This is a genomic window from Micromonospora sp. NPDC006431 (assembly GCF_042870725.1).
GTDB lineage: Bacteria > Actinomycetota > Actinomycetes > Mycobacteriales > Micromonosporaceae > Micromonospora.
Window position 1 is genome coordinate 290,593 of record NZ_JBIAHQ010000002.1, and the last position, 23,172, is coordinate 313,764.

The 23,172-nt window shown below is 74.3% G+C and carries 20 protein-coding genes; 6 read left to right on the forward strand and 14 right to left on the reverse strand.

All coding sequences use genetic code 11. The features are described from left to right. Positions 1 to 14 precede the first annotated feature (14 nt). Positions 15 to 413, reverse strand: coding sequence for an RDD family protein (locus ACFYM6_RS04860; protein ID WP_073833684.1), 399 nt, complete (start codon positions 411 to 413; stop codon positions 15 to 17). A 295-nt stretch (positions 414 to 708) separates the two neighbouring features. Between ACFYM6_RS04860 and glnA (ACFYM6_RS04865) the strand changes: the two genes are divergently transcribed. Continuing rightward, entirely contained in the window at positions 709 to 2,133 is a 1,425-nt protein-coding gene (gene glnA / locus ACFYM6_RS04865) for a type I glutamate--ammonia ligase (protein ID WP_387272312.1), read from the forward strand. A 72-nt stretch (positions 2,134 to 2,205) separates the two neighbouring features. On the opposite strand, the gene mptB (ACFYM6_RS04870) is transcribed toward glnA (ACFYM6_RS04865), so the two are convergent. Both mptB (ACFYM6_RS04870) and mptB (ACFYM6_RS04875) read right to left on the reverse strand, forming a co-directional pair. Further along, the gene (gene mptB / locus ACFYM6_RS04870) at positions 2,206 to 3,705 is read right to left on the reverse strand and encodes a polyprenol phosphomannose-dependent alpha 1,6 mannosyltransferase MptB (RefSeq protein WP_387272314.1); all 1,500 of its coding nucleotides are present in this window, start codon (positions 3,703 to 3,705) and stop codon (positions 2,206 to 2,208) included. 51 nt (positions 3,706 to 3,756) lie between these two features. Continuing rightward, positions 3,757 to 5,172: a polyprenol phosphomannose-dependent alpha 1,6 mannosyltransferase MptB gene (mptB, locus tag ACFYM6_RS04875; RefSeq protein ID WP_387272802.1), complete on the reverse strand. Its 1,416-nt coding sequence runs from the start codon at positions 5,170 to 5,172 to the stop codon at positions 3,757 to 3,759. Between the two features lie 45 nt (positions 5,173 to 5,217). Here mptB (ACFYM6_RS04875) and ACFYM6_RS04880 point away from each other — a divergent pair, with 45 nt between their 5' ends. After that, a complete protein-coding gene (locus ACFYM6_RS04880) occupies positions 5,218 to 6,801 on the forward strand; it encodes a hypothetical protein (protein ID WP_387272316.1) in 1,584 nt (527 codons plus the stop codon). A gap of 144 nt (positions 6,802 to 6,945) precedes the next feature. On the opposite strand, the gene ACFYM6_RS04885 is transcribed toward ACFYM6_RS04880, so the two are convergent. Both ACFYM6_RS04885 and ACFYM6_RS04890 read right to left on the reverse strand, forming a co-directional pair. Further along, positions 6,946 to 9,978, reverse strand: coding sequence for a bifunctional [glutamine synthetase] adenylyltransferase/[glutamine synthetase]-adenylyl-L-tyrosine phosphorylase (locus tag ACFYM6_RS04885; protein WP_387272318.1), 3,033 nt, complete (start codon positions 9,976 to 9,978; stop codon positions 6,946 to 6,948). Position 9,979: 1 nt separating this feature from the next. Then, the gene (locus tag ACFYM6_RS04890; protein ID WP_387272320.1) at positions 9,980 to 10,747 is read right to left on the reverse strand and encodes a type 1 glutamine amidotransferase; all 768 of its coding nucleotides are present in this window, start codon (positions 10,745 to 10,747) and stop codon (positions 9,980 to 9,982) included. 71 nt (positions 10,748 to 10,818) lie between these two features. Here ACFYM6_RS04890 and ACFYM6_RS04895 point away from each other — a divergent pair, with 71 nt between their 5' ends. After that, on the forward strand, positions 10,819 to 11,751 hold the full coding sequence (locus ACFYM6_RS04895; RefSeq protein ID WP_387272322.1) for an LD-carboxypeptidase: 933 nt from the start codon (positions 10,819 to 10,821) through the stop codon (positions 11,749 to 11,751). 173 nt (positions 11,752 to 11,924) lie between these two features. Here the strand turns inward: ACFYM6_RS04895 and ACFYM6_RS04900 are convergent, their stop codons facing one another. Then, positions 11,925 to 12,791, reverse strand: coding sequence for a virginiamycin B lyase (locus tag ACFYM6_RS04900; RefSeq protein ID WP_387272323.1), 867 nt, complete (start codon positions 12,789 to 12,791; stop codon positions 11,925 to 11,927). Between the two features lie 181 nt (positions 12,792 to 12,972). Between ACFYM6_RS04900 and ACFYM6_RS04905 the strand changes: the two genes are divergently transcribed. After that, entirely contained in the window at positions 12,973 to 13,449 is a 477-nt protein-coding gene (locus ACFYM6_RS04905; protein ID WP_387272325.1) for a hypothetical protein, read from the forward strand. 86 nt (positions 13,450 to 13,535) lie between these two features. Here ACFYM6_RS04905 and ACFYM6_RS04910 read toward each other — a convergent pair whose 3' ends face one another. The 3 genes from ACFYM6_RS04910 to glnA (ACFYM6_RS04920) all read right to left on the reverse strand — a co-directional run bounded on the left by ACFYM6_RS04910 (position 13,536) and on the right by glnA (ACFYM6_RS04920) (position 16,073). Further along, positions 13,536 to 13,904, reverse strand: coding sequence for a VOC family protein (locus ACFYM6_RS04910; RefSeq protein ID WP_387272327.1), 369 nt, complete (start codon positions 13,902 to 13,904; stop codon positions 13,536 to 13,538). A 95-nt stretch (positions 13,905 to 13,999) separates the two neighbouring features. Beyond that, on the reverse strand, positions 14,000 to 14,692 hold the full coding sequence (locus tag ACFYM6_RS04915; protein ID WP_387272329.1) for a helix-turn-helix transcriptional regulator: 693 nt from the start codon (positions 14,690 to 14,692) through the stop codon (positions 14,000 to 14,002). Between the two features lie 31 nt (positions 14,693 to 14,723). After that, the gene (glnA, locus tag ACFYM6_RS04920; protein WP_387272330.1) at positions 14,724 to 16,073 is read right to left on the reverse strand and encodes a type I glutamate--ammonia ligase; all 1,350 of its coding nucleotides are present in this window, start codon (positions 16,071 to 16,073) and stop codon (positions 14,724 to 14,726) included. 210 nt (positions 16,074 to 16,283) lie between these two features. Between glnA (ACFYM6_RS04920) and ACFYM6_RS04925 the strand changes: the two genes are divergently transcribed. Both ACFYM6_RS04925 and panB read left to right on the forward strand, forming a co-directional pair. Continuing rightward, positions 16,284 to 18,044, forward strand: a complete 1,761-nt coding sequence (locus ACFYM6_RS04925; RefSeq protein WP_387272332.1) for an NAD+ synthase — start codon at positions 16,284 to 16,286, stop codon at positions 18,042 to 18,044. Between the two features lie 171 nt (positions 18,045 to 18,215). Continuing rightward, complete coding sequence (panB, locus tag ACFYM6_RS04930; RefSeq protein ID WP_073833697.1) at positions 18,216 to 19,061, forward strand: 3-methyl-2-oxobutanoate hydroxymethyltransferase; 846 nt, start codon at positions 18,216 to 18,218, stop codon at positions 19,059 to 19,061. 48 nt (positions 19,062 to 19,109) lie between these two features. Here the strand turns inward: panB and ACFYM6_RS04935 are convergent, their stop codons facing one another. From ACFYM6_RS04935 to ACFYM6_RS04955, 5 genes are all read right to left on the reverse strand, one after another. Beyond that, complete coding sequence (locus ACFYM6_RS04935; RefSeq protein WP_387272334.1) at positions 19,110 to 19,553, reverse strand: VOC family protein; 444 nt, start codon at positions 19,551 to 19,553, stop codon at positions 19,110 to 19,112. A gap of 43 nt (positions 19,554 to 19,596) precedes the next feature. Further along, a complete protein-coding gene (npdG, locus tag ACFYM6_RS04940; RefSeq protein WP_387272336.1) occupies positions 19,597 to 20,295 on the reverse strand; it encodes an NADPH-dependent F420 reductase in 699 nt (232 codons plus the stop codon). 83 nt (positions 20,296 to 20,378) lie between these two features. Next, a complete protein-coding gene (locus ACFYM6_RS04945; RefSeq protein WP_387272338.1) occupies positions 20,379 to 21,836 on the reverse strand; it encodes an RNB domain-containing ribonuclease in 1,458 nt (485 codons plus the stop codon). 180 nt (positions 21,837 to 22,016) lie between these two features. Continuing rightward, a complete protein-coding gene (locus ACFYM6_RS04950) occupies positions 22,017 to 22,745 on the reverse strand; it encodes a histone (RefSeq protein WP_387272340.1) in 729 nt (242 codons plus the stop codon). 76 nt (positions 22,746 to 22,821) lie between these two features. Then, a complete protein-coding gene (locus ACFYM6_RS04955) occupies positions 22,822 to 23,025 on the reverse strand; it encodes a hypothetical protein (RefSeq protein ID WP_073833768.1) in 204 nt (67 codons plus the stop codon). Positions 23,026 to 23,172 lie beyond the last annotated feature (147 nt).

A 23,172-nucleotide genomic window follows, 5' to 3' on the forward strand; every position in this document is an offset into this window, starting at 1 on the left:
TCGGGGCGCCCGGGTCAGCGGGGGGCGGCGACGATCACCGAGCCGGTGAGGCGGTCGTGCAGCCCGCGGCGGTGCTCGTCCATGATCACGGCGGGCACCACGAGGGCGAGCAGCACGCCGCGGAGCAGGGCCCGGACCAGCCCGATCCGTCCGCCGTCGGCCCAGGCCAGGCAGCGGATCCTCGTGACGTACATGCCGGGGGTCTGGGCGAAGAGGCCGAGGAAGAGGGCGTATTCCAGGACCAGCACCAGGACCGGGGCCCAGCCGTCCCGGACCGGGTCGGCGAAGAGGTTGGAGATCAGCAGGCAGAGCACCCAGTCGATGACCAGCGCGCCGAAGCGGCGGCCGAGGCTCGGGGGCGTGAAGGTCGGGTCCGCGGCGGGCGGCACCGGCACGGCGGCGGTATCGGTCACAGCGGTCAAGGGTAGCCACGCACCCGCCGGGGACGGGCGCGGTGACCAGGGGTGCCGGTCACTGCCCGGGTACGCCGGTTCGGCGCGGAGCGGAGAATCGGACCAAAGCCGCCAATTGATGCCACACCATCACCGCGAGTATCGTCCGGACGGAGACTGACCGGCACCTGAGCGGCCGAGATGACGCTCCGCGAGGGACGTAACACGGCGGAAACAGGGGAGACACGGCCGGGCAACTCCACGGCCATACCGTCGCCAGAAGCCAGCCACCGGAGTGGACCTGCCAGGAGGACGTGTGTTCGCCAATCCCGAGGAACTCCTGCGATACCTCAAGAACGAGGACGTGAAGTTCGTCGACGTACGTTTCTGTGACCTGCCCGGCGTGATGCAGCACTTCAACCTGCCGGTCGAGTCCGTCGACGACGCGCTCTTCACCGACGGCCTCGCGTTCGACGGTTCGTCGATCCGTGGCTTCCAGGCGATCCACGAGTCGGACATGCTCCTGCTCCCCGACGTCGCGACCGCCTTCATCGACCCCTTCCGCGCGCAGAAGACCCTCGCGCTGAACTTCTTCATCCACGACCCGTTCACCCGGGAGGCGTACTCCCGGGACCCGCGGAACGTGGCGAAGAAGGCCGAGGCGTACCTGGCGGCCAGCGGGATCGCCGACACCGCGTACTTCGGCGCCGAGGCGGAGTTCTACATCTTCGACTCGATCCGCCACGAGACCTCCGCGCACCGGTCGTTCTACTACATCGACTCCATCGAGGGCGCCTGGAACACCGGCCGCGAGGAGGAGGGTGGCAACCGCGGCTACAAGACCGCCTACAAGGGCGGCTACTTCCCGGTGCCGCCGGTCGACCACTTCGCCGACCTGCGCGACAAGATCGTCCGCCGCCTGGTCGACAACGGCTTCACGGTCGAGCGGTCGCACCACGAGGTGGGCACCGCCGGCCAGTCGGAGATCAACTACAAGTTCTCCACCCTGCTGCACGCGGCCGACCAGCTCCAGCTCTTCAAGTACATCGTGAAGAACGAGGTCTGGGCGAACGGCAAGACCGCCACCTTCATGCCGAAGCCGCTCTTCGGCGACAACGGCTCCGGCATGCACACCCACCAGAGCCTGTGGCTGAACGGCGAGCCGCTGTTCTACGACGAGACCGGCTACGCCGGCCTGTCCGACACCGCCCGCTGGTACATCGGCGGCCTGCTGCACCACGCGCCGTCGCTGCTGGCCTTCACCAACCCGACGGTCAACTCGTTCCGCCGGCTGGTGCCGGGCTTCGAGGCGCCGGTCAACCTGGTCTACTCGCAGCGCAACCGCTCCGCCTGCACCCGTATCCCGGTCACCGGCAGCAACCCGAAGGCCAAGCGGGTCGAGTTCCGGGTGCCGGACCCGTCCAGCAACCCGTACCTCGCCTTCTCGGCGATGATGATGGCCGGCCTGGACGGCGTCAAGAACAAGATCGAGCCCCCGGCGCCGATCGACAAGGACCTGTACGACCTGCCGCCGGAGGAGTGGGGCGACGTCAAGCAGGTGCCGGGCTCGCTGCCGGAGGTGCTCGACGCGCTCGAGGCCGACCACGACTACCTGCTCGACGGCGGCGTCTTCACGCCGGACCTGATCTCCACCTGGGTGTCCTGGAAGCGGGCCAACGAGGTCGACCCGGTGCGGCTGCGCCCGACGCCGCACGAGTTCGCCATGTACTTCGACTGCTGACCAGGCACTCCGTCAGCACCGGCCGGGCCGGCTCCGCGACCGCGGGGCCGGCCCGGCCGTCCGCGTACGCGGTCAGCCGGCTCGTCGGGCCAGCGCCAACCGCACCGCCCGGACCGCCAGCAGCACGATCACGGCGGTCATCAGGAGCGCCCCCGGGGCCTTGGTGAACCGGGCCAGGTTGGTGCCGTCCGGCAGGGTGAGGCAGGAGGCCACCGCGCAGGGCGCCACGAACCAGACGGTCCGGGCCAACGACACCGTCGCCACCGCGAGCAGCGCCAGCGGCCAGGTCGCGTACCAGGGGTGGAAGACCGGGGCGAGCAGCTCGGTGGCGGCCAGCGCCAGGCCGGCCCCGAGCAGCGCCACCCGGGGGCGGGCGGCGGCCAGCCGGACCGCCCGCTGCCGGACGTCGTTGAGCCGGCGCAGCCCGGTCCAGGCGCGCCACCAGAGCGCCACCAGCAGCACCGCGAGCAGCGCCAGCGCGACGAGCCGGACCACCGGCACGGCGTGCGGCTCCTGCCCGAACAGGCCGCCCACGTAGTCGACCACGAACCCCACCGCCGTCGGCGGCGAGGTCCACTGCTTCGAGTCGCCGCTGTGCGCGAGGCCCCCCACCCAGCCCAGGCCCAGCCCGGTGGCCAGGGAGGTGACCAGCAGCGCTGTCAGCACGCCCCCGGCCAGCCAGCCCGCGTCGCGCAGCAGCACGCGCAGCGTGTAGCGGCCCAGCACCGCGGCGAGCGCGGCGAACGGGAGCACCACCACGGCAACCGCCTTCACCGACACGGCCAGCCCCAGCAGCACCCCGGCCACCACCAGCGCGCGGGGCTTGCCCGGCCGACGGACCAGCACCAGCAGGCCGAACAGGAGCAGCCCCAGCCCGAGCGCGTCGTTGTGCGCGCCGGCGACCAGGTGCACCCCGACCAGCGGGCAGGCCAGTGCCAGCCAGGCCGCGCGCCGGGTCGGCACGCCGGCCGCGCGGGCCAGGCCGGGCAGGCAGAGCGCGGCCAGCAGCACCCCGGCCACCGCGATCACCCGCAGCAGCACAATCGCCCCGACCAGGCCGCCCCCGAACAGCACCGCGAGGCCGGCCAGCAGGACGAAGAACGGTCCGTACGGCGCCGGGGTGGCCCGCCAGATCGGCGTCACGGTGTCGGTCCAGGGGCACCCGGCCGCCGCCACGCCGACCCGGTACGGATCGGCGCCGTGCGCCCACGACCAGCCCTGGCAGACGTACGAGTAGACGTCGCGGCTGCCCATCGGCGGCGCGGCCAGCAGCGGCAGCGCCCACAGGCCGGCGGTCACGTACGCCCACCGGGTCGACGGGGCGCCCCAGCGCAGCGACCACCAGGCGCCCACCAGCAGCGCCGTGCCGACCAGCCAGCAGCCGAGGGTCGACGGCCCGTAGGTGGCGTGCCAGAGGCCGGCGAGGGTGGTGCGCAGCGGGGCGTCGGGCAGCGCCCCGCCCAGCCAGGCGGCGACGGTCAGCAGCACCGCGCCGGCGAGCCCGGCGTACCGGGCGAGCCCGGCGGCGACCGGGCGGACCGGCCCGCCGGGCACCGAGCCGGGCTCGCTCACCGGCACTACTCCTCAGACTGCGGGGCGACGGCTTCAGGTCGCGGCGCGGTTTTAGACGCGCCGATCTGAAGCTGTCGTAGGCTGCCGTTCCGCCCGAGCCGACCGTACCAACCGGACGGCCACCACGATCACGAACAGCGTCATCAGGGGGGCACCCGGCATCTTGGTGTACCGAGGTAAACCGGTGCCGTCGGCCAGCACCAGGAAAGACGACACCAGGGCGACGATCACGAACCAGCCGGTCCGGCGGGCGGTCGCGGCGAGCACGGCCAGCGGCCAGGTCCAGTACCAGGGGTGAAACAGCGGGGCGAGCGCCACGGTCGCGACCAGCGCCAGGGCGGCGTGCCAGAACGGATCTTGGCGGCGGAACGCGCGGAACCAGAGCCAGACCAGCACCGCACCGAGCACCACCACGGCCAGGCCCCGGGTGACCGGCAGCGCGTCGACATGCGCGCCGAACGGCACCGCCAGGTAGCCGATGGTCTGCCCCACCGCAGTCGGCGGAGAGGTCCAGGCGACCACCAGCCCGCCCTGCTCCAAGCCGCTGATGAAGCCGAGGCCCAAACCCGCGGCGAGGGTCGCGGCGACCACCGCGGCCAGCGCCCCGCCGGCCACCCACCCGCCCTGGCGGACCAGCGCGCGGATCCGGTACGGCCCGACGATCGCGGCCAGCGCCGCGAAGGGCACCACGACCAGCGCGGTGACCTTGATCGCGCCGGCCAGCCCCAGCAGCACCCCACCGGCCAGCAGCGGCAGCGGGCGGCCCGGCCGGGCGGCCACCACCGCCAGCCCGGCGGTGAGCAGGCCCACCATGATCGCGTCGTTGTGCGCGCCGGAGATCAGGTGCACGGGCACCAGCGGGCCGGCCAGCGCCAGCCAGAGCGCCCGCTGCGGCGGCACCCCGCAGCGGCGGGCCAGCACCGGCAGGGACACGGCGGCCAGCGCCACCCCGGCCACGGCGAGCACCCGGAACAGCGCGACGCTGGCGGCCAGCGAGCCGGCGGCGGTCACCACCGCCCCGGAGATCATCACGAACAGCGGTCCGTATGGGGCGGGGGTGTCCCGCCAGATGTACGAGATGGTGTCCAGCCACGGGCAGGGCAGGGCGGAGACGCCCTGTTCGTACGGGTTGATCCCGGCGGCGTAGCTGGCGCCCTGGCAGGCGTACGCGTACGCGTCCCGGCTGCCGAGCGGCGGCGTGACCAGCATCGGCAGCAGCCAGAGCCCGATCGTGACGAGCACCCAGCGGGTCGACGGCACCCGGTCGCGCAGCGACCACCAGGCCCAGCCCAGCAGCGCCGTGCCGGCCAACCAGGTGCTGATGATCAATGGCCCGTGCGGGCCCTGCCAGATGCTGACGGGGGTGGGGCGCAGGTCGCCGTACGGCAGCGCGCCGCCGAGGAAGGCGGCCACAGCGAGCAGCACGGAGCCGACCAGCCCGATCCAGCGCGAGAGGTGGTGAGGCACATCGGACATGCTGCCAGTACGGTGGGTCGCGATCAGGAGGTGGGCATGCGTGGCGGTCGGGTGGTGGCGGTGTCCGCCGCGTCCGCGCTCGTCCTGGGCGTGCTGTATGTCACCCTTCCCCCGCTGGGCTCGGACCTGTCGGCCCAGGTGGCCCGCGCCGGCTTCTTCGCCGCCCACGGGCCGGCGCTGGTCGACCTGCGCTGGTACGGCGGCGTCCACCCGTGGGGCTACAGCCTCATCTCACCGCCGCTGATGGCCCTGCTCGGGGTCCGCCCCACCGGCGCGCTCGCGCTGCTCGCCTCGGCGACCGCGTTCGCCGCGCTGCTGGTCCGGACCGGGGTGCCCCGGCCCCTGCTGGGCAGCCTGGTCGGGGTGCTCACCATCGCCGGCAACCTGGTCTCCGGCCGGGTGACGTACGCCCTCGGGGTCGCCTTCGGCCTGGCCGCGCTGCTCGCCCTCACCCGGCCGGCCGCCCGGCACCCCTGGTGGGCGCGCGGCGTGCTGGCCGGCCTGGCGGCCCTGCTCGCCTCGGCGGCCAGCCCGGTCGCCGGGCTCTTCGTCGGCCTGGCCGGCGTCGCGCTGCTGCTCACCCGCCGGTACGCCGACGGCCTGCTGCTGGCCGTCCCGGCCGCCGTGCCGCTGGCGGTGACCGGGCTGCTCTTCGGCGAGGGCGGCTGGATGAACATCAGTCGCAGCGACACCCTGCACGCGGTGGTGACCAGCCTGCTGGTGGCCGCGCTGGTGGCGTACCGGCCGGTCCGGGTGGGCGCCCTGCTGTCGGCGGCCGGAGTGCTGGCCGCGGCGCTGCTGCACACCCCGGTCGGGTTGAACGCCACCCGCCTCGTGGTGATGTTCGCCCTGCCCGTCCTGGCGGCCACCGCAGGGCTCCCCCGGTGGCTGGCCGACCGCCTGCCGGGGCGGGTGGCTCGGCGGCGGGTGGCCGGTGGGGTGGCGCTGGCCGCGCTCCTCGCCGCCGGGTGCTGGTGGCAGCCGCCCGTGGTCACCGCCGACCTGCGCGGTGCGGGCGACCCAAGCGCCGATCCGGCGTACTTCGCGCCGCTGCGGGCCGAGCTGGCCCGGCACGGGCTGACCGGCCGGGTCGAGGTGCCGCCGACCCGCGACTACTGGGAGGCGGCCCACCTCGGCGAGCTGCCGCTGGCCCGGGGCTGGCTGCGCCAGGCCGACATCGCCCGCAACCCGCTCTTCTTCACCACCGTCCCGGGAGCCGCCGGCACCGGCGTCCCGCTCACCCCGGCGAGCTACCAGGCCTGGCTGGCCGACAACGCGGTGCAGTACGTCGCCGTCGCCGACGCCGAACTGTCCTGGGTGGGCCGCCCGGAGGCCGAGCTGGTCGAGGCCGGCCTGCCCTACCTCGCCCAGGTCTGGTCGGACACGCACTGGCGCCTGTACGCCGTGGCCGACCCCACCCCGCTGGTGGGCGCCCCCGGCGAGCTAGTCCGGCAGGACGCCGCCACCGTCACCTTCCGCGTCCCGGGCCCCGGCCGGGTGCCGGTCCGGGTCCGGCACGACCGCTGGCTGACCGTCAGCGGAGGCGCCACGCTCACCGCCGACGGCGAGTGGACAGCGGTGACCGTGCCGCGCGCCGGCACCTACACCCTCGGCGGCTGACCCCCCTGCGCCCGCGCGGGCTTACCGTGGCGGCGCCTTTGGAGCTGACGTCCCAAACGACTCAGCACCCGGCGGCGCTCCCACCGGCAGGTCTCGACAAATCGACCGGCCGCCGGCGGTGCTACGGGCGGCAGTCCATGGCCGTCAGGCCGGGGCGTCCAGCACCCGCTGCATGGCGGCGCGCGAGCGGCGGCCGACGCGCAGGTACTCGTCGAGGAACTCGCCGGGGTCGTCCCGGCCGAGCAGGCGCACCACCCCGGCCAGCTCCAACCCGTGCCGCGGGAGCTGGTCCCCGGCCCGGCCGCGAACCAGCATCAGCGCGTTGCGGACCTGCGCCGCGAGCGTCCAGCCGGCGGCCAGCTCCGCCGCGTCGTCCGGGTCGACCAGCCCGGCGGCCCGGGCGGCGGCCAGCGCGTCGAGGGTACGGGTGCCGCGCAGCGCGGGCAGCCGGCCGGCGTGCCGGAGCTGAAGCAGCTGCACCGCCCACTCGACGTCGGCGAGCCCGCCCCGGCCCAGCTTGGTGTGGGTGGCCGGGTCGGCGCCCCGGGGCAGCCGCTCGGTCTCCACCCGGGCCTTGATCCGGCGAATCTCCACCACCTGCTCGCGGGTCAGCCCGTCGGCCGGGTACCGCACCGGGTCGATCATCGCCTCGAACTCGGCGCCGAGGTCGGCGTCGCCGCAGACGAACCGGGCCCGCAGCAGCGCCTGCGCCTCCCACACCTTCGACCAGCGGGCGTAGTACTGGGCGTACGCGGCGAGGCTGCGGACCAGCGGTCCCTGCCGGCCCTCCGGGCGCAGGTCGGCGTCGACCCCGAGCGGCGGGTCGGGAGCCGGCGCGGAGAGCAGCCGGCGCAGCTCCTCGGCGATGGCGTGGGCGGCGGCGCTGGCCGCGCCCTCGTCCACGCCGGGCGGCGGGTCGTAGACGAAGAGGACGTCGGCGTCGGAGAGGTAGTTCGACTCGTACCCGCCGAGCCGGCCCATGCCGACCACGGCGAAACGCAGCCCGGGCGGCGCCGGCTGGGCGGCCCGGGCGGCCCGCAGCGCGGCGGCCAGGGTGGCGTCGGTGACGTCGGCGAGCGCGGTGCCGACCGTGCAGACGTCAGCCAGGGTGGGTGCCCGGTCGGGGCGTACCCCGGCCTCGGCGGCACGCGGCGGGCGCGGGGTGAGCGCACCGGCCCGGCTGAGCACGTCGGCGCAGGCGAGCCGGAGCAGCTCCCGGCGGCGCAGCGCACGGACCGCCCGGGCGGCCTCGACCGGGTCGTCGTGCCGCCCCGCCGCCGCGGCGAAGCCCTCGCAGAGCACCTCCCGGGGCCGTGGCGTCAGCTCGGTGTCCTCGGCCAGCAGCCGCAGCGCCTCCGGCTCGCGGGCCAGCAGGTCGGCGGCGTAGCGGGACAGCGCGAGGACCCGGGCCAGACGGCGGGCCACCGGCCCCTCGTCGCGCAGCAGCCGCAGGTACCAGGGCGTGCTGCCGAGCTTGTCGGAGACCTGCCGGTAGTTCAGCAGCCCCCGGTCCGGCTCCGGCGCGTCGGCGAACTCGCTGAGCAGCACCGGCAGCAGGGTGCGCTGGATGGCGGCGGTGCGGCTCACCCCGCCGGTGAGGGCCTGGAGGTGGCGCAGCGCCCCGGCCGGGTCGGCGAACCCGAGGATCTCCAGCCGGTGCCGGGCCGCCTCCGGGGTCAGCCGCAGCCCGTCGGCCGGCACCCGGGCCACCGACTCCAGCAGCGGTCGGTACAGCAGCTTCGCGTGCAGCCGGCGTACCTCGGTGGCGTGGGTGACCCACTCGGCGCGGAACTCCTCGACGGCGCTGCGGCCCGGCGTGGCCTGGTAGCCGAGCGCGGCGGCCAGCCAGCGCAGCGCGGCGGGCTCGGTAGGCACGGTGTGGGTGCGGCGCAGGTGCTGGAGCTGGAGCCGGTGCTCGACGCCGCGCAGGAAGCGGTAGCCGCGCAGCAGCGCCTCCCCGTCGGCCCGGCCGACGTAGCCGCCGGCGACCAGGGCGCGCAACGCCGGGATGGTGCCCGGCGCCCGCAGCGACTCGTCGCCCCGGCCGTGCACCAGCTGGAGCAGCTGGACCGCGAACTCGATGTCGCGCAGGCCGCCCGGCCCCCGCTTGATCTCGCGTTCCAACTCCTTCGGCGGGACGTTCTCGATGATCCGGCGGCGCATCGCGCGGACGTCCTCGACCGCCTCGGGGCGTTCCGCCGCGGTCCACACCAGCGGCGCGAGCTGGTCGATCCACTCTCCGGCGAGCGCCAGGTCGCCGGCCGCCGGCCGGGCCTTGAGCAGGGCCTGGAACTCCCAGGTCCGGGCCCAGCGCCGGTAGTAGGCCAGGTGGCTGGCGAGGGTACGCACCAGCGGGCCCCGGTTGCCCTCCGGGCGCAGCGCGGCGTCAACCGGCCAGGCGACCAGCCCGCAGACCTGGATCAGCCGGGTGGCGACCTGGGTCGCGGCGGTCAGGTCGTCGTCCTCGGCCGCCACGAAGATGACGTCCACATCCGAGACGTAGTTCAGCTCGTCGCCACCGGCCTTGCCCATCGCCACCACGGCCAGCCGGGGCCCGGGCGTCCCGCCCGGCAGCTCGTCCACGGCGATCTGGTAGGCAGCCGCGAGGGTGGCGTCGGCGAGCGCGGAGAGCGCCGCCATGGTCTGCTCCAGGCCGCGTCCGCCGGTCAGGTCGGCCGCCGCGATCCGCAGCAGCGCCAGCCGGTACGCCTGCCGCAGCACCGGCACCGGGCCGGTGGCGGCGGTCAGCCGGGCGGCGGTGGCCAGGTCGAGCCGGCCCTCGGCGGTGGGTGCGAGCCCGTCCGGCTCGGTGGCCAGCACGGTCCACTGCTCCGGATTGGCCACCAGGTGGTCGCCGAGCGCCGACGAGGCCCCCAGCACGGCGGTCAGCCGGCGGCGCAGTCCCGGGTCGGCGTACAGGGCGTCGAGCACGGCCGGCTTGCCGCTGGCCCGCCACTCCGCCTCGACGAGGCGGTGCAGCTGGCGCAGGGCGAGGTCCGGGTCGGCCGCCCGGGAGAGGCCGGCCAGCAGTTCGGCGGCCCGCTCGTCGGTGGGCTCCTGGGTGTCCGGCCGCCACAGTCCCAGGCCGTCCGGGCCGAGCAGGTCGGCCGCCCGCGCCCGGCCGTCGCCCTCGGCGAAGCCGTACCGGGCGAGGCGCCCCCTGGTCGGCCGGGTCATGTCAGTGCCCGAGCAGCGGCAGGCTGCGGCGCGACGCGCTGTCGTCCAGCTCGCCGAGGGCGAGGGCGGCGAACCGGACGGCGAACGGCTGCCAGACCTCCTCGACGTCGGCCATCACCCGGTCGCAGGCGGCCACCACCAGCTCCGGGTCGTAGCCCAGCTCGGCGAGGAGCGTCGAGTCGCGGGCCCAGTCGGCGATCATCGCGGTGTCGCACTCGATGTGGAACTGCAGCCCCCAGGCCCGGTCACCGAGCCGGAACGCCTGGTGCGGGTAGCGGGTGGAGGCGGCGAGCAGGGTGGCCCCGTGCGGCAGCTCGGTGATCTCGTCGGAGTGCCACTGGAACACGTCCGGCATCAGCGGCACGTACCGGAAGAGCGGGTCGGTGTCGGCGGCGTCCCGCTTGCCGACCACGGCCGGCCCGACCTCCGGCCCGGACGGGCTCCGCTCGACCTGCCCGGCGTGCGCGGCGGCCAGCAGTTGCGCGCCGAGGCAGACACCGAGGGTGGGTACGCGGTGCCGGACCGCCTTGCGCAGTAGCCCCTCCAGCGCCGGGAACCAGGGCGCGCCGGGGCTGCCGTCGGGCAGCGGGTACGCCTGCTGCTCCCCACCGAGCACCACCAGCGCGGCGTACCCGTCGAGGTCGGCGGGGAGCTCGTCGCCCGCGTGCGGGCGCAGCACCCGCAGGTCGACGCCCCCCTCAAGGAGCCACTCCCCCAGTCGGCGGAGGTCGTCGGTCGGGTCGTTCTCGATCACTAGCGCGGTCGCCACGACGTCGAGGCTAGCCGGTGCTACCGACCAGGGCCGGCGCGGCTCGGCGGGGCGCTCACTAGGCTGCCGTCGTGCCCACCGACGAACACTGCCTGCGCCCACCGGTCCTGCGTGCCGGCGACACCGTGATGCTGGTGTCGCCCTCCGGCCCGACCCGCCCGGAACGGGTGGCCCGCGGCATGGAACTGCTGACCGGCTGGGGGCTGCGCCCGGTGCTGGCACCCAACGCGTACGCCCGGCGGGGCTACCTGGCCGGCGGCGACGAGCTGCGGTCCGCCGACCTGAACACCGCCTTCGCCGACCCGGAGGTACGCGGGGTGATCTGCACCCGGGGCGGCTACGGCGCGCAGCGGGTGGTCGACCTGATCGACATGGCCGCGGTGCGTCGGGACCCGAAGGTGGTGGCCGGCTTCTCCGACATCACCGCGCTGCAGTTCGCGCTCTGGCGGGGCGCCCGGCTGGCCAGCGTGCACGGCCCGGGGGCGGCATGGCTGGACGACCGCACCCCGCCCCGCTCGGCGGAGTCGCTGCACGCCGCGCTGATGACCACCGGGCCGGTGACCGTCGAGGCGGTGCGGGAGGAGGAGACGTACCCGGTCCGGGTGCCCGGCCGGGCGGAGGGCCGGCTGCTCGGCGGCAACCTCTGCCTGATCACCGCGTCGATCGGCACCCCGGACATGCCGGACCTGACCGGGGCGGTGCTGCTGATCGAGGAGGTGCAGGAGCCGCCGTACAAGGTCGACCGGATGCTCACCCACCTGCGCCGCTGCGGCGCCCTGGCGAGGATCGCCGGGGTCGCGGTGGGCCAGTTCACCGAGTGCGCGGACGGCTGGGACACCGCGGTCACCGACGTGCTCGCCGAACGCCTGGGCGACCTCGGCGTGCCCGTCCTCGGCGGCCTCCCGATCGGTCACGGCGTCGGCCAGCTCACCGTCCCCGTCGGCACCCCCGCCATCCTCGACGCCACCGCCGGCACCCTCACCACCTCCCCCGCCGTCCGCTGATGCCCTGCCCTGCCCTGCCCTGCCCTGCTCTGTCCTGCCCCACCCCTGCCCAGTCGATCATGAAGTTAGCGGCGGTTTGAAGATCCACAACTGCCGCTAACCTCATGATCACCGGGGTCAGGGCGGGGTGGGCCGGGTCAGGGCGGGGTGGGCTGGTCAGGGGGTCAGGTGGGCTACAGCGCCGATCTCCAGCGCGACCCAGACCGTGCGTCTCGGGTGACCGTGAGGCCGTGAGGTTCCGATCCTGGGGTAGGTAGGTGGTGGGCGGTGATCCGGCCGGCGGTGTCGACGTGGCCGATCCGGTTCGCGCCCCACTCGGTGAACCAGGAGCCGCCGGCCGGGTCGGCGACGATCGCGTGGGGCCGGGCGGCCCGGTCCGGCAGCGGGTGTTCCTCGACCCGGCCGTCGGGGGTGATCCGGCCGAGCTGACCGGCGGCGATCTCGACGAACCAGAGCGCCCCGTCGCCGCCGAGGGTGATGCCCACCGGCCCCGCCGCCTCGGTGGGCAGCCCGTGCAGGGTCACCTCGCCGTCGAGGCCGATCCGGCCGATCGCGTTCGCCTGGTTGAGGGTGAACCAGAGGGCGTCGTCGGGGCCGGTGGCCAGCATCGACGGAAAGCCGCCGGTCACCGGCAGCGGAAACGTCGTCACCGTCCCGTCGACGGTGACCCGGCCGATCGTGTCGTTGCCCATGCCCGCATACCAGAGGGCGTCATCGGGGCCGACGGCGAGGCCGCACGGGCCGGTCCCCGGCGGCAGCGCCACGGAGCTGACGTCGCCCTCGACGGTGATCCGGCCGAGCCGATGATCGCCGGAGCGGGTGTACCAGAGGGCGCCGTCGGGCCCGGTGGTGATGATCAGCGGTCGGCTCTCCGCCGGGGCGGTGCGGTAGGTACGGACCGAGCCGTCCCGCCCGAGCCGAGCCACCCCGCCCGTCCCGGCCAGCGTCAGCCAGAGCGCGCCGTCGGGGCCGGTCGTGACGGCGTACGGCCCGGAGCCCGGCCCGGTGAGGGCGATCTCGCGGATTGCGGGGCTGGTCATGCAGGTCACCTCTCGTCGCGGGCGGGCCTACCCTGCCGGCCTTACCGTGCCCCTCGCAACCGGTTTGCCCGCACTTCGAAACCGGATTTTCAGCGCGTTGACAGGCTCACCACGGGTTCCCCCCAGCTCCGCCCGTCACTGTCGGTCACGTCAACGCACCACCACCGAACTGGAGAACCGCATGATCCGCAAGATGTCGAGGAAGCACGTACTGGCCGGCCTGGCCGCCGCCGGGGTGCTCGGCGTCGGGATCGCCGCCCCCACGGTGGCGCTCGCCGACGACAAGAGCCCGAGCCCGAGCGCCAGCGCCAACGCCGATCAGGGCACCGACCGCAAGCAGCAGCGGGCCGACCGGCAGGCCGAGTTCGCCGACGCCCTCGCCAAGGAACTGGGCGTGTCGACCGACAAGGTCACCGCGGCGCTGGAGAAGATCCGCGAGCAGCACCAGGGCGACCGCCCGGAGCGACCGTCGACCGAGGACCGGCAGGCGTGGCAGAAGGAGCGGCAGGCGCAGCTGAAGGAGCGGCTGGACCAGGCCGTCAAGGACGGCAAGCTCACCCAGGAGCAGGCCGACGCGGTGCTGAAGGCGGTCGAGGCCGGTGTCTTCCCGGGCCCGGGCGGCGGCGGCCACCGCGGCGGCTGGGGTAACGGCCGCTAAGACCCGTCACGCTGATCGACTGCACCTCGCCGATGTGGCGGCATCCCGGTCCGGGGATGCCGCCACATCGCCGATCCCGCGCCCAATCAGCCGGCGGGTGGGGTGAAGACGCCGAGGTGGTTCCCGGACGGGTCGAGCAGGTGCGCGAGGGTCAGCCCGCTCGGCGCGGTCCGCAGCGGCACCACCACCTTCCCGCCGGCCGCCTCGGCCCGGCGGCAGGTCTCCGCCACGTCCGCCACCTCGGCGTAGAAGATCGCGTAGTTCGGCGAGTCGCCGCCGGTGCCCCGGATCGCGCCGCCGATCCCCTGCTCCCCGCCGGCCGTCGTCACCCGGTACGACGCGCCCGGCGCCCCCTGCTCGTCGAAGGTCCAGCCGAACAGGTCCGCGTAGAAGCGCTCGACCTCCTCAGGGCGGTCGGAACCGATCTCGAACCAGGTGATGGGCGTGCTGGACATGCTGTCTCCCGTCGTCGTGCCGGCCCGCCGGCCGGCGTCGTCAGGAAGCAGCCTCACCCCCGCCCGCGACAGCGTCCTGTCGGTGTTTTCCGGTCTCACACCAGACTGAGCGGGCGGACCCGCTCGTGCGGGATGTCGAGGTCGCCGGGGTGCAACTCCCGGGTCACCGGCTCCGCCAGCGGGTGCACCGAGACGATCCGGTCGGTGCGGAAGCAGCGCAACCCGTCGCGCAGCCGGCACCAGGCGACCACGTACCAGTGCCGGGGGCTGCCGAGGTAGCCCAGCGGCTCCACGTCGCGCACCGAGTCCGCACCGGCGCGGTCCGCGTACCGGAGGCGGAGCACGCGGCGGGCGGTGACCGCGTCGGCGACGGAGGCCGGGACGGGGGTGGCCGGCCCGTCGCCGATCAGGTGCACCCGGCCGGCCAGCCGGTGCGCCTCGGCGGCGTCGGCGGGCGGCATCACCGCGACGAGCTTGCGCAGCGCGGCGCCGGCGGCCGGGGCGAACGGCGTGCCGGCCAGCCGGTGCAGCGCGACGGCCATCGCGACCGCCTCGCCCGGGGTCAGGTTGACCGGCGGCAGGGTGCGCGCCCGGTCCACCACGTAGCCGCCGGTGCGGCCGGGCTCGGCCCAGATCGGCACCCCGGCGCCCTGCAACGCGGCGATGTCCCGCTCGATGGTCCGGGCGCTGACCTCGAAGCGCCGGGCCAGCCAGCTGGCGCTGCGCGGGCGCGGCGACACCGCCCGCAACTCCTCCACCAACGCGTAGAGACGGTCGGTCCGGTTCACCCCGCGAAGCTATGCCCGGGGTACGACACCGTCAGAGCGACAGGTAGCGCTGCCGCTCGTACGGGGTGACCTCGCGGCGGTACTGCTCCCACTCGGCCCGCTTGTTGCGCAGGAAGAAGTCGAAGACGTGCTCGCCGAGCACCTCGGCGACCAACTCCGAACCGGCCATCACGTCGATCGCCTCGGCGAGGTTCTCCGGCAGCGCCTTGTAGCCCATGGCGCGGCGCTCGGCGCTGCTCAGCGACCAGACGTCGTCCTCCGCGCCCGGGGGCAGCTCGTAGCCCTCCTCGATCCCCTTGAGACCGGCGCCGAGCATCACCGCGAAGGCCAGGTACGGGTTGGCCGCCGAGTCCAGCGAGCGCACCTCCACCCGGGCCGAGTTCGGCTTGCCGTACGCGGGCACCCGGACCAGCGCGGACCGGTTCAGGTGACCCCAGCAGACGTACGCCGGGCTCTCGGTGATCCGGTCCGGCAGCGCCTGCGGGAAGAGCCGCTTGTAGGAGTTGACCCACTGGTTGGTGACCGCGGTGTATTCCCGGGCGTGGGTGAGCAGCCCGGCGATGAACGACTTGGCCACCTTGGAGAGTTTCATCGGGTCGCCGGCGTCGTGGAACGCGTTGCGCTCCCCCTCGAACAGCGACAGGTGGGTGTGCATGCCGCTGCCCGGCTGGTCGGTGAACGGCTTCGGCATGAAGCTGGCCTGCACGCCGGTGGAGAGCGCCACCTCCTTCACCACGTGCCGGAAGGTCATGATGTTGTCCGCGGTGGTCAGCGCGTCGGCGTAGCGCAGGTCGATCTCCTGCTGGCCGGGGGCCACCTCGTGGTGGCTGAACTCCACCGAGATGCCGATCCGCTCCAGCGCCAGCACGGCCTGCCGGCGGAAGTCCCGGGCCACCGCGTGGGTGGTGTGCTCGAAGTAGCCGCCGGTGTCCACCGGGGTCGGCACCGAGCCGTCGCTGGCGCCGTCCTCCAGCAGGAAGAACTCGATCTCCGGGTGGGTGTAGAAGGTGAAGCCCTTCTCGGCCGCCCGGGAGAGCGCCCGGCGCAGCACGTGCCGTGGGTCGGCCCAGGACGGGCTGCCGTCGGGGAGCAGGATGTCGCAGAACATCCGGGCGCTCTCGCCGCTCACCCCGCCCTCGAAGGGGAAGACCTGGAAGGTGGTCGGGTCGGGCATGGCGACCATGTCGGACTCGAAGACCCGGGCGAAGCCCTCGATGGCCGAGCCGTCGAATCCGATGCCTTCGTCGAAGGCCGCCTCTAGCTCCGCGGGGGCCACCGACACGCTCTTGAGCGTGCCGAGCACGTCGGTGAACCACAGCCGGACGAACCGGATGTCCCGCTCTTCCAGCGTACGGAGGACGAACTCCTGCTGACGGTCCACTTCCACCCCTCGTGACACGTACGTCCGGCGCCGGTCCGGCCGGCCCGACCCTGACCGCCCAGTCTCCACCGGCCTGGTTACGCCGACGTTACGCGACCACCCCGGGGCTGTCCCGCCGTGTCCCGCCGCCGTCGGCGGGGGTGGGAGCGTGGCCGGCGTCTCCCGCGTCCGGCCGGGTTGGGCCCGCTCCGCTGGGGCAAGATGAGGGACATGCCCACCTTGCGTCTCGCCCTGTGTCAGGTCAATCCGACCGTCGGCGACCTCGCCGGCAACGCCGACCTGATCCGCGCCTGGACCCGCAAGGCCGCCGACGCCGGCGCCCAGCTCACGCTCTTCCCGGAGCTGATGCTGACCGGCTACCCGGTCGAGGACCTCGTCTTCCGCCGCTCCTTCGTCGCCGCTTCCCAGGCCGCGCTGCGGCAGCTCGCCGCCGACCTGGCCGCCGACGGGCTCGGCGACCTGCCGGTCGTGGTCGGCTACCTCGACGCGGACGGCCCGCCCCAGGTCAGCGGCGACGCTCAGCCGGGCCGGGGCGCCCGCAACGCCTCCGCGCTGCTGCACCGGGGCGCGGTCGTGGCCACCTACTTCAAGCATCACCTGCCCAACTACGGCGTCTTCGACGAGGACCGGTACTTCGTCCCGGGCAACACCCTCGAGGTGGTGCGGATCGGCGGGGTGGACGTCGGGCTGACCATCTGCGAGGACCTCTGGCAGGCCGGTGGCCCGTTCGCGGTGGCCCGGCAGGCCGGCGTCGGGCTGGTGGTCAACATCAACGGCTCGCCGTACGAGCTGAACAAGGACGACGTCCGGCTGCCGCTGGTCCGCCGCCGGGCCGCCGAGGCCGGCGCCACCGTCGCGTACGTGAACATGGTGGGCGGCCAGGACGAGCTGGTCTACGACGGCGACTCGATGATCGTCGGCGCGGACGGCACGCTGCTCGCCCGGGCGCCGCAGTTCGTCGAGCACCTGCTGGTGCACGACGTGGATCTGGCGGCGGCGAAGGAGCCGGTCGGCGGCGACCAGCAACTCGGCGGGATGCGGGTGGTCCACACCAGGGTCAGCGACATCCTCCCGCCGGCAGCCAGCGGTGAGATCGCGGCCGGCGGGATCATCGAGCCGGTCGCCGACGAGGCCGAGGTGTGGCAGGCGCTGGTGCTGGGCCTGCGCGACTACGTCAACAAGAACCGGTTCCCGTCGGTGGTGCTGGGCCTCTCCGGCGGGATCGACTCGGCGGTGTCGGCCGCCATCGCGGTGGACGCGCTCGGGCCGGACCGGGTGGTCGGCGTCTCGCTGCCCAGCCAGCACTCCTCCAAGCACTCCCGGGCCGACGCGGAGGACCTGGCCAAGCGGACCGGCCTGGACTACCGGATCGAGCCGATCCAGCCCATGGTGGACGCTTTCCTGGCCAACATGTCGCTCTCCGGGGTGGCCGTGGAGAACCTCCAGGCCCGGGTCCGCGGGGTGATCCTCATGGCGCTGTCGAACCAGGAGGGCCATCTGGTCCTCACCACCGGCAACAAGAGCGAGCTGGCGGTCGGCTACTCCACCCTCTATGGCGACTCGGTGGGCGGCTACAACCCGGTCAAGGACGTCTGGAAGACGCTGATCTGGCGGCTGGCGAGGTGGCGCAACGCGGACGCCGAGCGCCGGGGCGAGACTCCGCCGATCCCGGAGAGCTCGATCGGCAAGCCCCCGTCGGCCGAGCTGAGCCCCGGCCAGCTGGACAGCGACACCCTGCCCGACTACGACGTGCTCGACCCGATCCTGATCGGCTACGTCGATGGCGACCTGGGCCGGGACGGGCTGATCGCGTCGGGCCACAATCCCGCGATGGTGGACAAGGTGCTGCGGATGGTGGATACCGCCGAGTACAAGCGCCGGCAGTCCGCGCCCGGCACGAAGATCTCGCACAAGGCGTTCGGGCGGGACCGCCGGCTGCCGATCACGAACCGCTGGCGCGAGCACGGCTGAGCGGGCCCGCCCGCCGGGTGCCGGCTTCACGCCCGCCGGGCTGAGCCTGCCGGGCACGCCGGGCCGGGAAGTGACATCCTCCACTCCGCCCTGCCGCCGCCCGGTCGTCCGGTGCGACGATCGCGGCAGAGCCCGGGGACCGCGAACGCGGCCTCGAGGAAGGAGAGAGTCATGGTGGAGTCCACCCCGGCCGAGGTGACCGCCCTCTACGGCGGGCCGGCCACCCGGCGGGTCCGTACCCGCGACCTGATCGCCGCCAAGGAGCGCGGCGAGCGGTGGGCGATGCTCACCTCGTACGACCAGTACACCGCCTCGATCTTCGACCAGGCGGGGATTCCGGTGCTGCTGGTCGGCGACTCGGCGGCGAACAACGTCTTCGGCTACGAGACCACCCTGCCGGTGACCGCCGAGGAGCTGCTGCCCCTGGTCCGGGCGGTGGTCCGGGCGACGAAGCACTCGCTCATCGTCGGCGACCTGCCCTTCGGCTCGTACGAGGAGGGGCCGACGCAGGCGCTGCGGACCGCGGTGCGGTTCATGAAGGAGGGCGGCTGCCACGCGGTGAAGCTGGAGGGTGGCCGGCGCTGCGCCGCGCAGATCGAGGCGATCGTCGGCGCCGGCATCCCGGTGATGGCGCACATCGGCTTCACCCCGCAGAGCGAGCACACGCTGGGCGGCTACCGGGTGCAGGGCCGCGGCGACACCGCCGAGGAGGTGATCGCCGACGCCCGGGCGGTCGCCGAGGCGGGCGCGTTCGCGGTGGTGCTGGAGATGGTGCCGGGTGAGGTGGCCAAGCGGATCACCGCCGAGCTGCGGATCCCGACCGTGGGCATCGGTGCCGGCCCGGACACCGACGCACAGGTGCTGGTCTGGCAGGACATGGCCGGGCTGCGTACCGGAAAGGCGCCGCGTTTCGTCAAGCGCTACGCCGACCTGGCCGGCGCGCTGACCGACGCCACCCGGCGGTACGCCGACGAGGTGCGCGACGGGCAGTTCCCCGCCGCCGAGCACACCTTCTGAGCAGGTCGGGCGGTGCGGCTTCCGGGCCGCACCGCCCGCACTGCCCGGTCAGACCACGCAGAACTCGTTGCCCTCCGGGTCGGCGAGCTGCGCCGAGTAGTAGCCGTTCGCCGGATCGTCCATCCGCCCGAGCACCCGGGCCCCCAGCGCGGTCAGCCGGGCCACCTCGGCGTCGACGGCGGCCCGCCGCCGCGCCAGGGGCACCCCGCGTCCGCCACCGACCTTCAGGTCGATGTGCAGCCGATTCTTGATCGACTTCGGCTCGGGGACCGGTTGGAACCAGATCCGCGGCCCGCCGCCGGTCGGGTGCTCCAGGCGGTCCAGGCAGTCACCCTCGCCCAGCTCGTCGGCCGGGATGCCGTTCGCCAGGTACCAGTCCCGCCAGGTGGCGTGCCCGTCCGGCGGCGGCTGCGGACGGTAGCGCAGCGCCTGCGCCCAGAACGCCACGAGCCGCGACGGCTCCCGACAGTCGATGACCAGTTGCCACTCCATCCGGTGATGGTCCACCAGGGGTGTGACAATCGGCGACCGCGGTTCAGAGGTCGGTGACCCGGATGCCGGCGTGCGCCTTGTAGCGCTTGTTGATCGCGATCAGGTTCGCGGTGAACGCCTCGATCTGGTGGGCGTTGCGCAGCCGGCCGGCGTAGATGCCCCGCATGCCGGGGATCCGGGCGGCGAGCGCGGCGACCACCCCGACCAGCTCCCGGTCCTCGGTGCAGATCAGCACGTCGAGGTCGATCCGGTCGATCTCCGGGTCGGCCAGCAGCGGCGCGCTGACGTGGTTGAACGCGGCGCAGACCCGGGACTCGGGCAGCAGCCGGGCGGCCTGTTGCACGGCGCTGCCCTCCTCGACGGCGAGGGCGTACGGGCCCTGCTTGTCGAAGCCGAGCGGGTTGACACAGTCGATCACGATCTTGCCGACGAGGGCGCCGGCCAGAGCGGCGACGATGGCGGCGTGCCCGTCCCACGGCACCGCGATGATCACCACGTCGCTGCGGCGGGCCACCTCGTCGTTGTCCGCGCCGGACACCACGCCGTCGGCCCGTACGCCGGGCAGGGCGGCGATCTCGGCGGCGGCCTGCGCCGCCCGGTCGGCGGAGCGGGACCCGATCAGGACGGTCTGCCCGGCCCGGGCGAACCGGTAGGCGAGACCCCGCCCCTGGTCGCCGGTGCCACCGATGATGCCGACGGTCAGCCCGGAGACATCGGGCAGCGTGGTCGCGTCGTAAGCCATGCGATCATCCTCGCAAACCGTGCCACCGGGCAGCACCGTACGCGGCTGTGACAATCCCCGCTGGCCCGGCCGAATCGGTGGGGTCAGGCGCGTTCGAAGAGGACCTTGCGGTGGGTGGGGTCGGCGCTGACCAGGCGGACCGGGACGCGCTCGCCCAGTGGCAGTTGGCCGACGCAGCGGGCGCGGACCGGCGGCTCGTCCAGCGCCACCGTGCCGCCGGGCGGTCGACCGGGCCGGCCGTTGCCGGCCTGCCGGGGCGGGTCGGTGGCCGGCCGGGGCTCGTCCACGTCGAGCACCGCCGCTTCGAAGGTCTCCCCCACTCGGTGCTCCAGCAGCACCGCCTCGGCCAGCTCGATCGCGCCCCGGGTGGCCGAAGACGCCACCCGGTCGGTGGTCGCCATCACCTCGGGCAGCTTCGGCAGCGCGGCGCGGGCCCAGTCGGGCACCTCCCGGCCCTCGTGCAGGGCCAGGCAGACCTCGGTCGCGTACCGGTCGGCGAGCCGGCGCAGCGGCGCCGTGACGTGGGCGTACGCGGCGGCCACCCCGCCGTGCGCCGGCTGCTCGGGCAACTCCCCGTCGAAGGCGGTGTACGCGGCCCCGCGCATCAGCTCGGCCGCCTGGTCGATGAAGGCGGCCGCCCGGGGTTGGGAGGCGTCCAGTCCGGCGAGCACCTCGCCCACCGACATCCCCGCCGGCCAGCGGACGCCCAGCGGGCCGGCGGCCAGCCGCAGCCGGTCGACCGCCTCCGGCTTCGGCGCGGGCATCGTCCGCAGCAGTCCGATCCGGCCGGCGAGCATGATGTCGGCGGCGGCCATCCCGGTCAGCAGGGAGATCTGCGCGTTGTGGTCCTCCATCGGGCCGGGCCCGCGCAGCACCAGCCGCCAGCCGTCGCCGTCCGGCTCGACGTCCTGCTCGGGCAGGGGCAGGTTGACCGCGCCCCGGCGCAGCCCACGGGCGGTGAGCAGGGCACCGATCTCGGGCAGCAGGGCGATCGGCTCGGGCAGCCGACCGGCGTCGGCGGCGAGCTGCACGCCGACGTAGTCGAGCTTGGCCCGGCTGCGGACCCGGGCGCGTTCCACCACCACGCCGACCGTGCCGCCGTCGGCGTCGAGGTCGATGGTCCAGAACACCGCCGCCCGGTCGGCGTCGGGCAGCAGGCTGGCCGCCCCCTCGCTGAGGGTGTGCGGGTGCAGCGGCACGTTGCCGTCGGGCAGGTAGACGGTCTGCCCGCGGCGCCAGGTCTCCGCCTCCAGCGCGCCACCGGGGCGTACGTGGGTGGCCACGTCGGCGATGGCGTACCGGACCCGGAAACCGCCACCGGGGCGGCGGGCGAGGTGCATCGCCTGGTCGAGGTCGCGCGAGGTCGCCGGGTCGACCGTGACGAACGGGACGTCGGTCCGGTCGGCGACGGCCGGCAGCGGCGCAGCGGCCGCCTCGTCGGCCTCGCGCTGCGCCGCGGCCGGGAAGCCCTCGGGCAGTCCCAGCTCACGGCGCAGCGCGCCGAAGTCGATGCGGGGCGCGAGTACGCGTCGGATCACCACGTGGTCAATCCTGACAGTGCGGCGGGTGATCCGCCCACCGACCGAGGCGCCAGCGACGGCTTCAGGTCCCGGCGCGGCGCCAGACCGGCCTTCATTTGGTCCGGAGCGCCTGGCGGCGCGGAGGCCGAATTGTGGCCGCCAGGCGAACTGGAGTTGCCGGAGACCGACGGCGCCGCGACGTCAGACGGTGGCCTTCCGCGCGGGCGCCTTGCGGGCGGTGGTCTTCCGGGCGGCCGTGGTCTTCTTGGCCGGCGCCTTCTTCGCCGCCGCGGTCTTCTTCGCCGTGGTGGCCTTCTTCGCGGGCGCCTTCTTCGCCGCGGTCTTGCCCGCGGCGGGACGGGTGGCCGTGGTCTTCTTCGCCGGCGCCTTCTTCGCCGCGGTGGCCTTCTTGGCGGCCGCCGTCTTCTTCGGCGCGGCGCCGGCCTTCCGGGCCGTGGTCGCGGTGACCTTGCGGGCCGTGGTCTTCTTCGCGGCCGTGGTCCTCTTCGCCGGCGCCCGCTTCGCCGCCACGGCCTTCTTCGCCGGTGCCTTCTTCGCGGGCGCCTCCTTCGCCGGAGCCCGCTTCGCCGGAGCCCGCTTCGCCGCGGTGGCTTTCTTCGCGGCCACCGTCTTGTTCGCCGTGGTGGCCTTCTTCGCGGGCGCCTTCTTGGCGGTGGTCCTGGTGGCCGGCGCCTTCTTCGCGGGTGCCTTCCGCGCCGCCGACACGGCCTTCCTGGCCGCCGCCTTCTTCGCGACCGCCTTCTTCGCCGGCACCCGGCCGGCGCCCGCACCCGAGGCGTTGGCGGACGCCTTGGTGACCGTCGCCGTCCTGGCCGTGGCCGTGCCCACGGTACGCCTGGCTGCGGTGGTCTTCTTCGCGCTCGTACGTCTGGCGGCCGGGCGGGTGGTGGCCTGCTGTGCTTCGGCCATCTCGGTTCCCTCCTTGGGGACGTGCTCTCGCCCTCGCGGAGCACGGATCACCTCGACGCGGGCCGTCCCGCGCCGTCTAGCTGCCCTCCCCGGCCCAACGGGCGTCCTCGGCGTCCCACGCTTCGTTCCGCTCCCGCACCGTCTGCAGGGCGTTCTCCGCGTCGGCGGCTGAGGCGTACGGTCCGAGAACGTGCTTCGCGGGGCACACGTCGGCATCGGTCTCGACCCGGTGGTGTCGCGTGCACCAGTAGTAGTGCCCACCACTTCCGTCGTCGCTCATGCGATCACTGTGCACCGCGAAGTGCCCGGCCGCCACCGGAACGCCGCAAATAGTCCTGATGACCTCCACAGTAGACGTGCCCCGGCCGTCGCGGGACGGAACGGGCGAAGTCGCACACGATTCCACTCCTGCTCAGCCAGGATCCGG

Excerpts from the sequence above, each read along its gene's own strand:
- ACFYM6_RS04880 (WP_387272316.1), top strand. The coding sequence starts at position 5,218 with ATGCGTGGCGGTCGGGTGGTGGCGGTGTCCGCCGCGTCCGCGCTCGTC.
- ACFYM6_RS04885 (WP_387272318.1), bottom strand. The coding sequence starts at position 9,978 with ATGACCCGGCCGACCAGGGGGCGCCTCGCCCGGTACGGCTTCGCCGAG.
- ACFYM6_RS04900 (WP_387272323.1), bottom strand. The coding sequence starts at position 12,791 with ATGACCAGCCCCGCAATCCGCGAGATCGCCCTCACCGGGCCGGGCTCC.
- ACFYM6_RS04905 (WP_387272325.1), top strand. The coding sequence starts at position 12,973 with ATGATCCGCAAGATGTCGAGGAAGCACGTACTGGCCGGCCTGGCCGCC.
- ACFYM6_RS04910 (WP_387272327.1), bottom strand. The coding sequence starts at position 13,904 with ATGTCCAGCACGCCCATCACCTGGTTCGAGATCGGTTCCGACCGCCCT.
- ACFYM6_RS04925 (WP_387272332.1), top strand. The coding sequence starts at position 16,284 with ATGCCCACCTTGCGTCTCGCCCTGTGTCAGGTCAATCCGACCGTCGGC.
- panB (WP_073833697.1), top strand. The coding sequence starts at position 18,216 with ATGGTGGAGTCCACCCCGGCCGAGGTGACCGCCCTCTACGGCGGGCCG.
- ACFYM6_RS04935 (WP_387272334.1), bottom strand. The coding sequence starts at position 19,553 with ATGGAGTGGCAACTGGTCATCGACTGTCGGGAGCCGTCGCGGCTCGTG.
- npdG (WP_387272336.1), bottom strand. The coding sequence starts at position 20,295 with ATGGCTTACGACGCGACCACGCTGCCCGATGTCTCCGGGCTGACCGTC.
- ACFYM6_RS04950 (WP_387272340.1), bottom strand. The coding sequence starts at position 22,745 with ATGGCCGAAGCACAGCAGGCCACCACCCGCCCGGCCGCCAGACGTACG.
- ACFYM6_RS04955 (WP_073833768.1), bottom strand. The coding sequence starts at position 23,025 with ATGAGCGACGACGGAAGTGGTGGGCACTACTACTGGTGCACGCGACAC.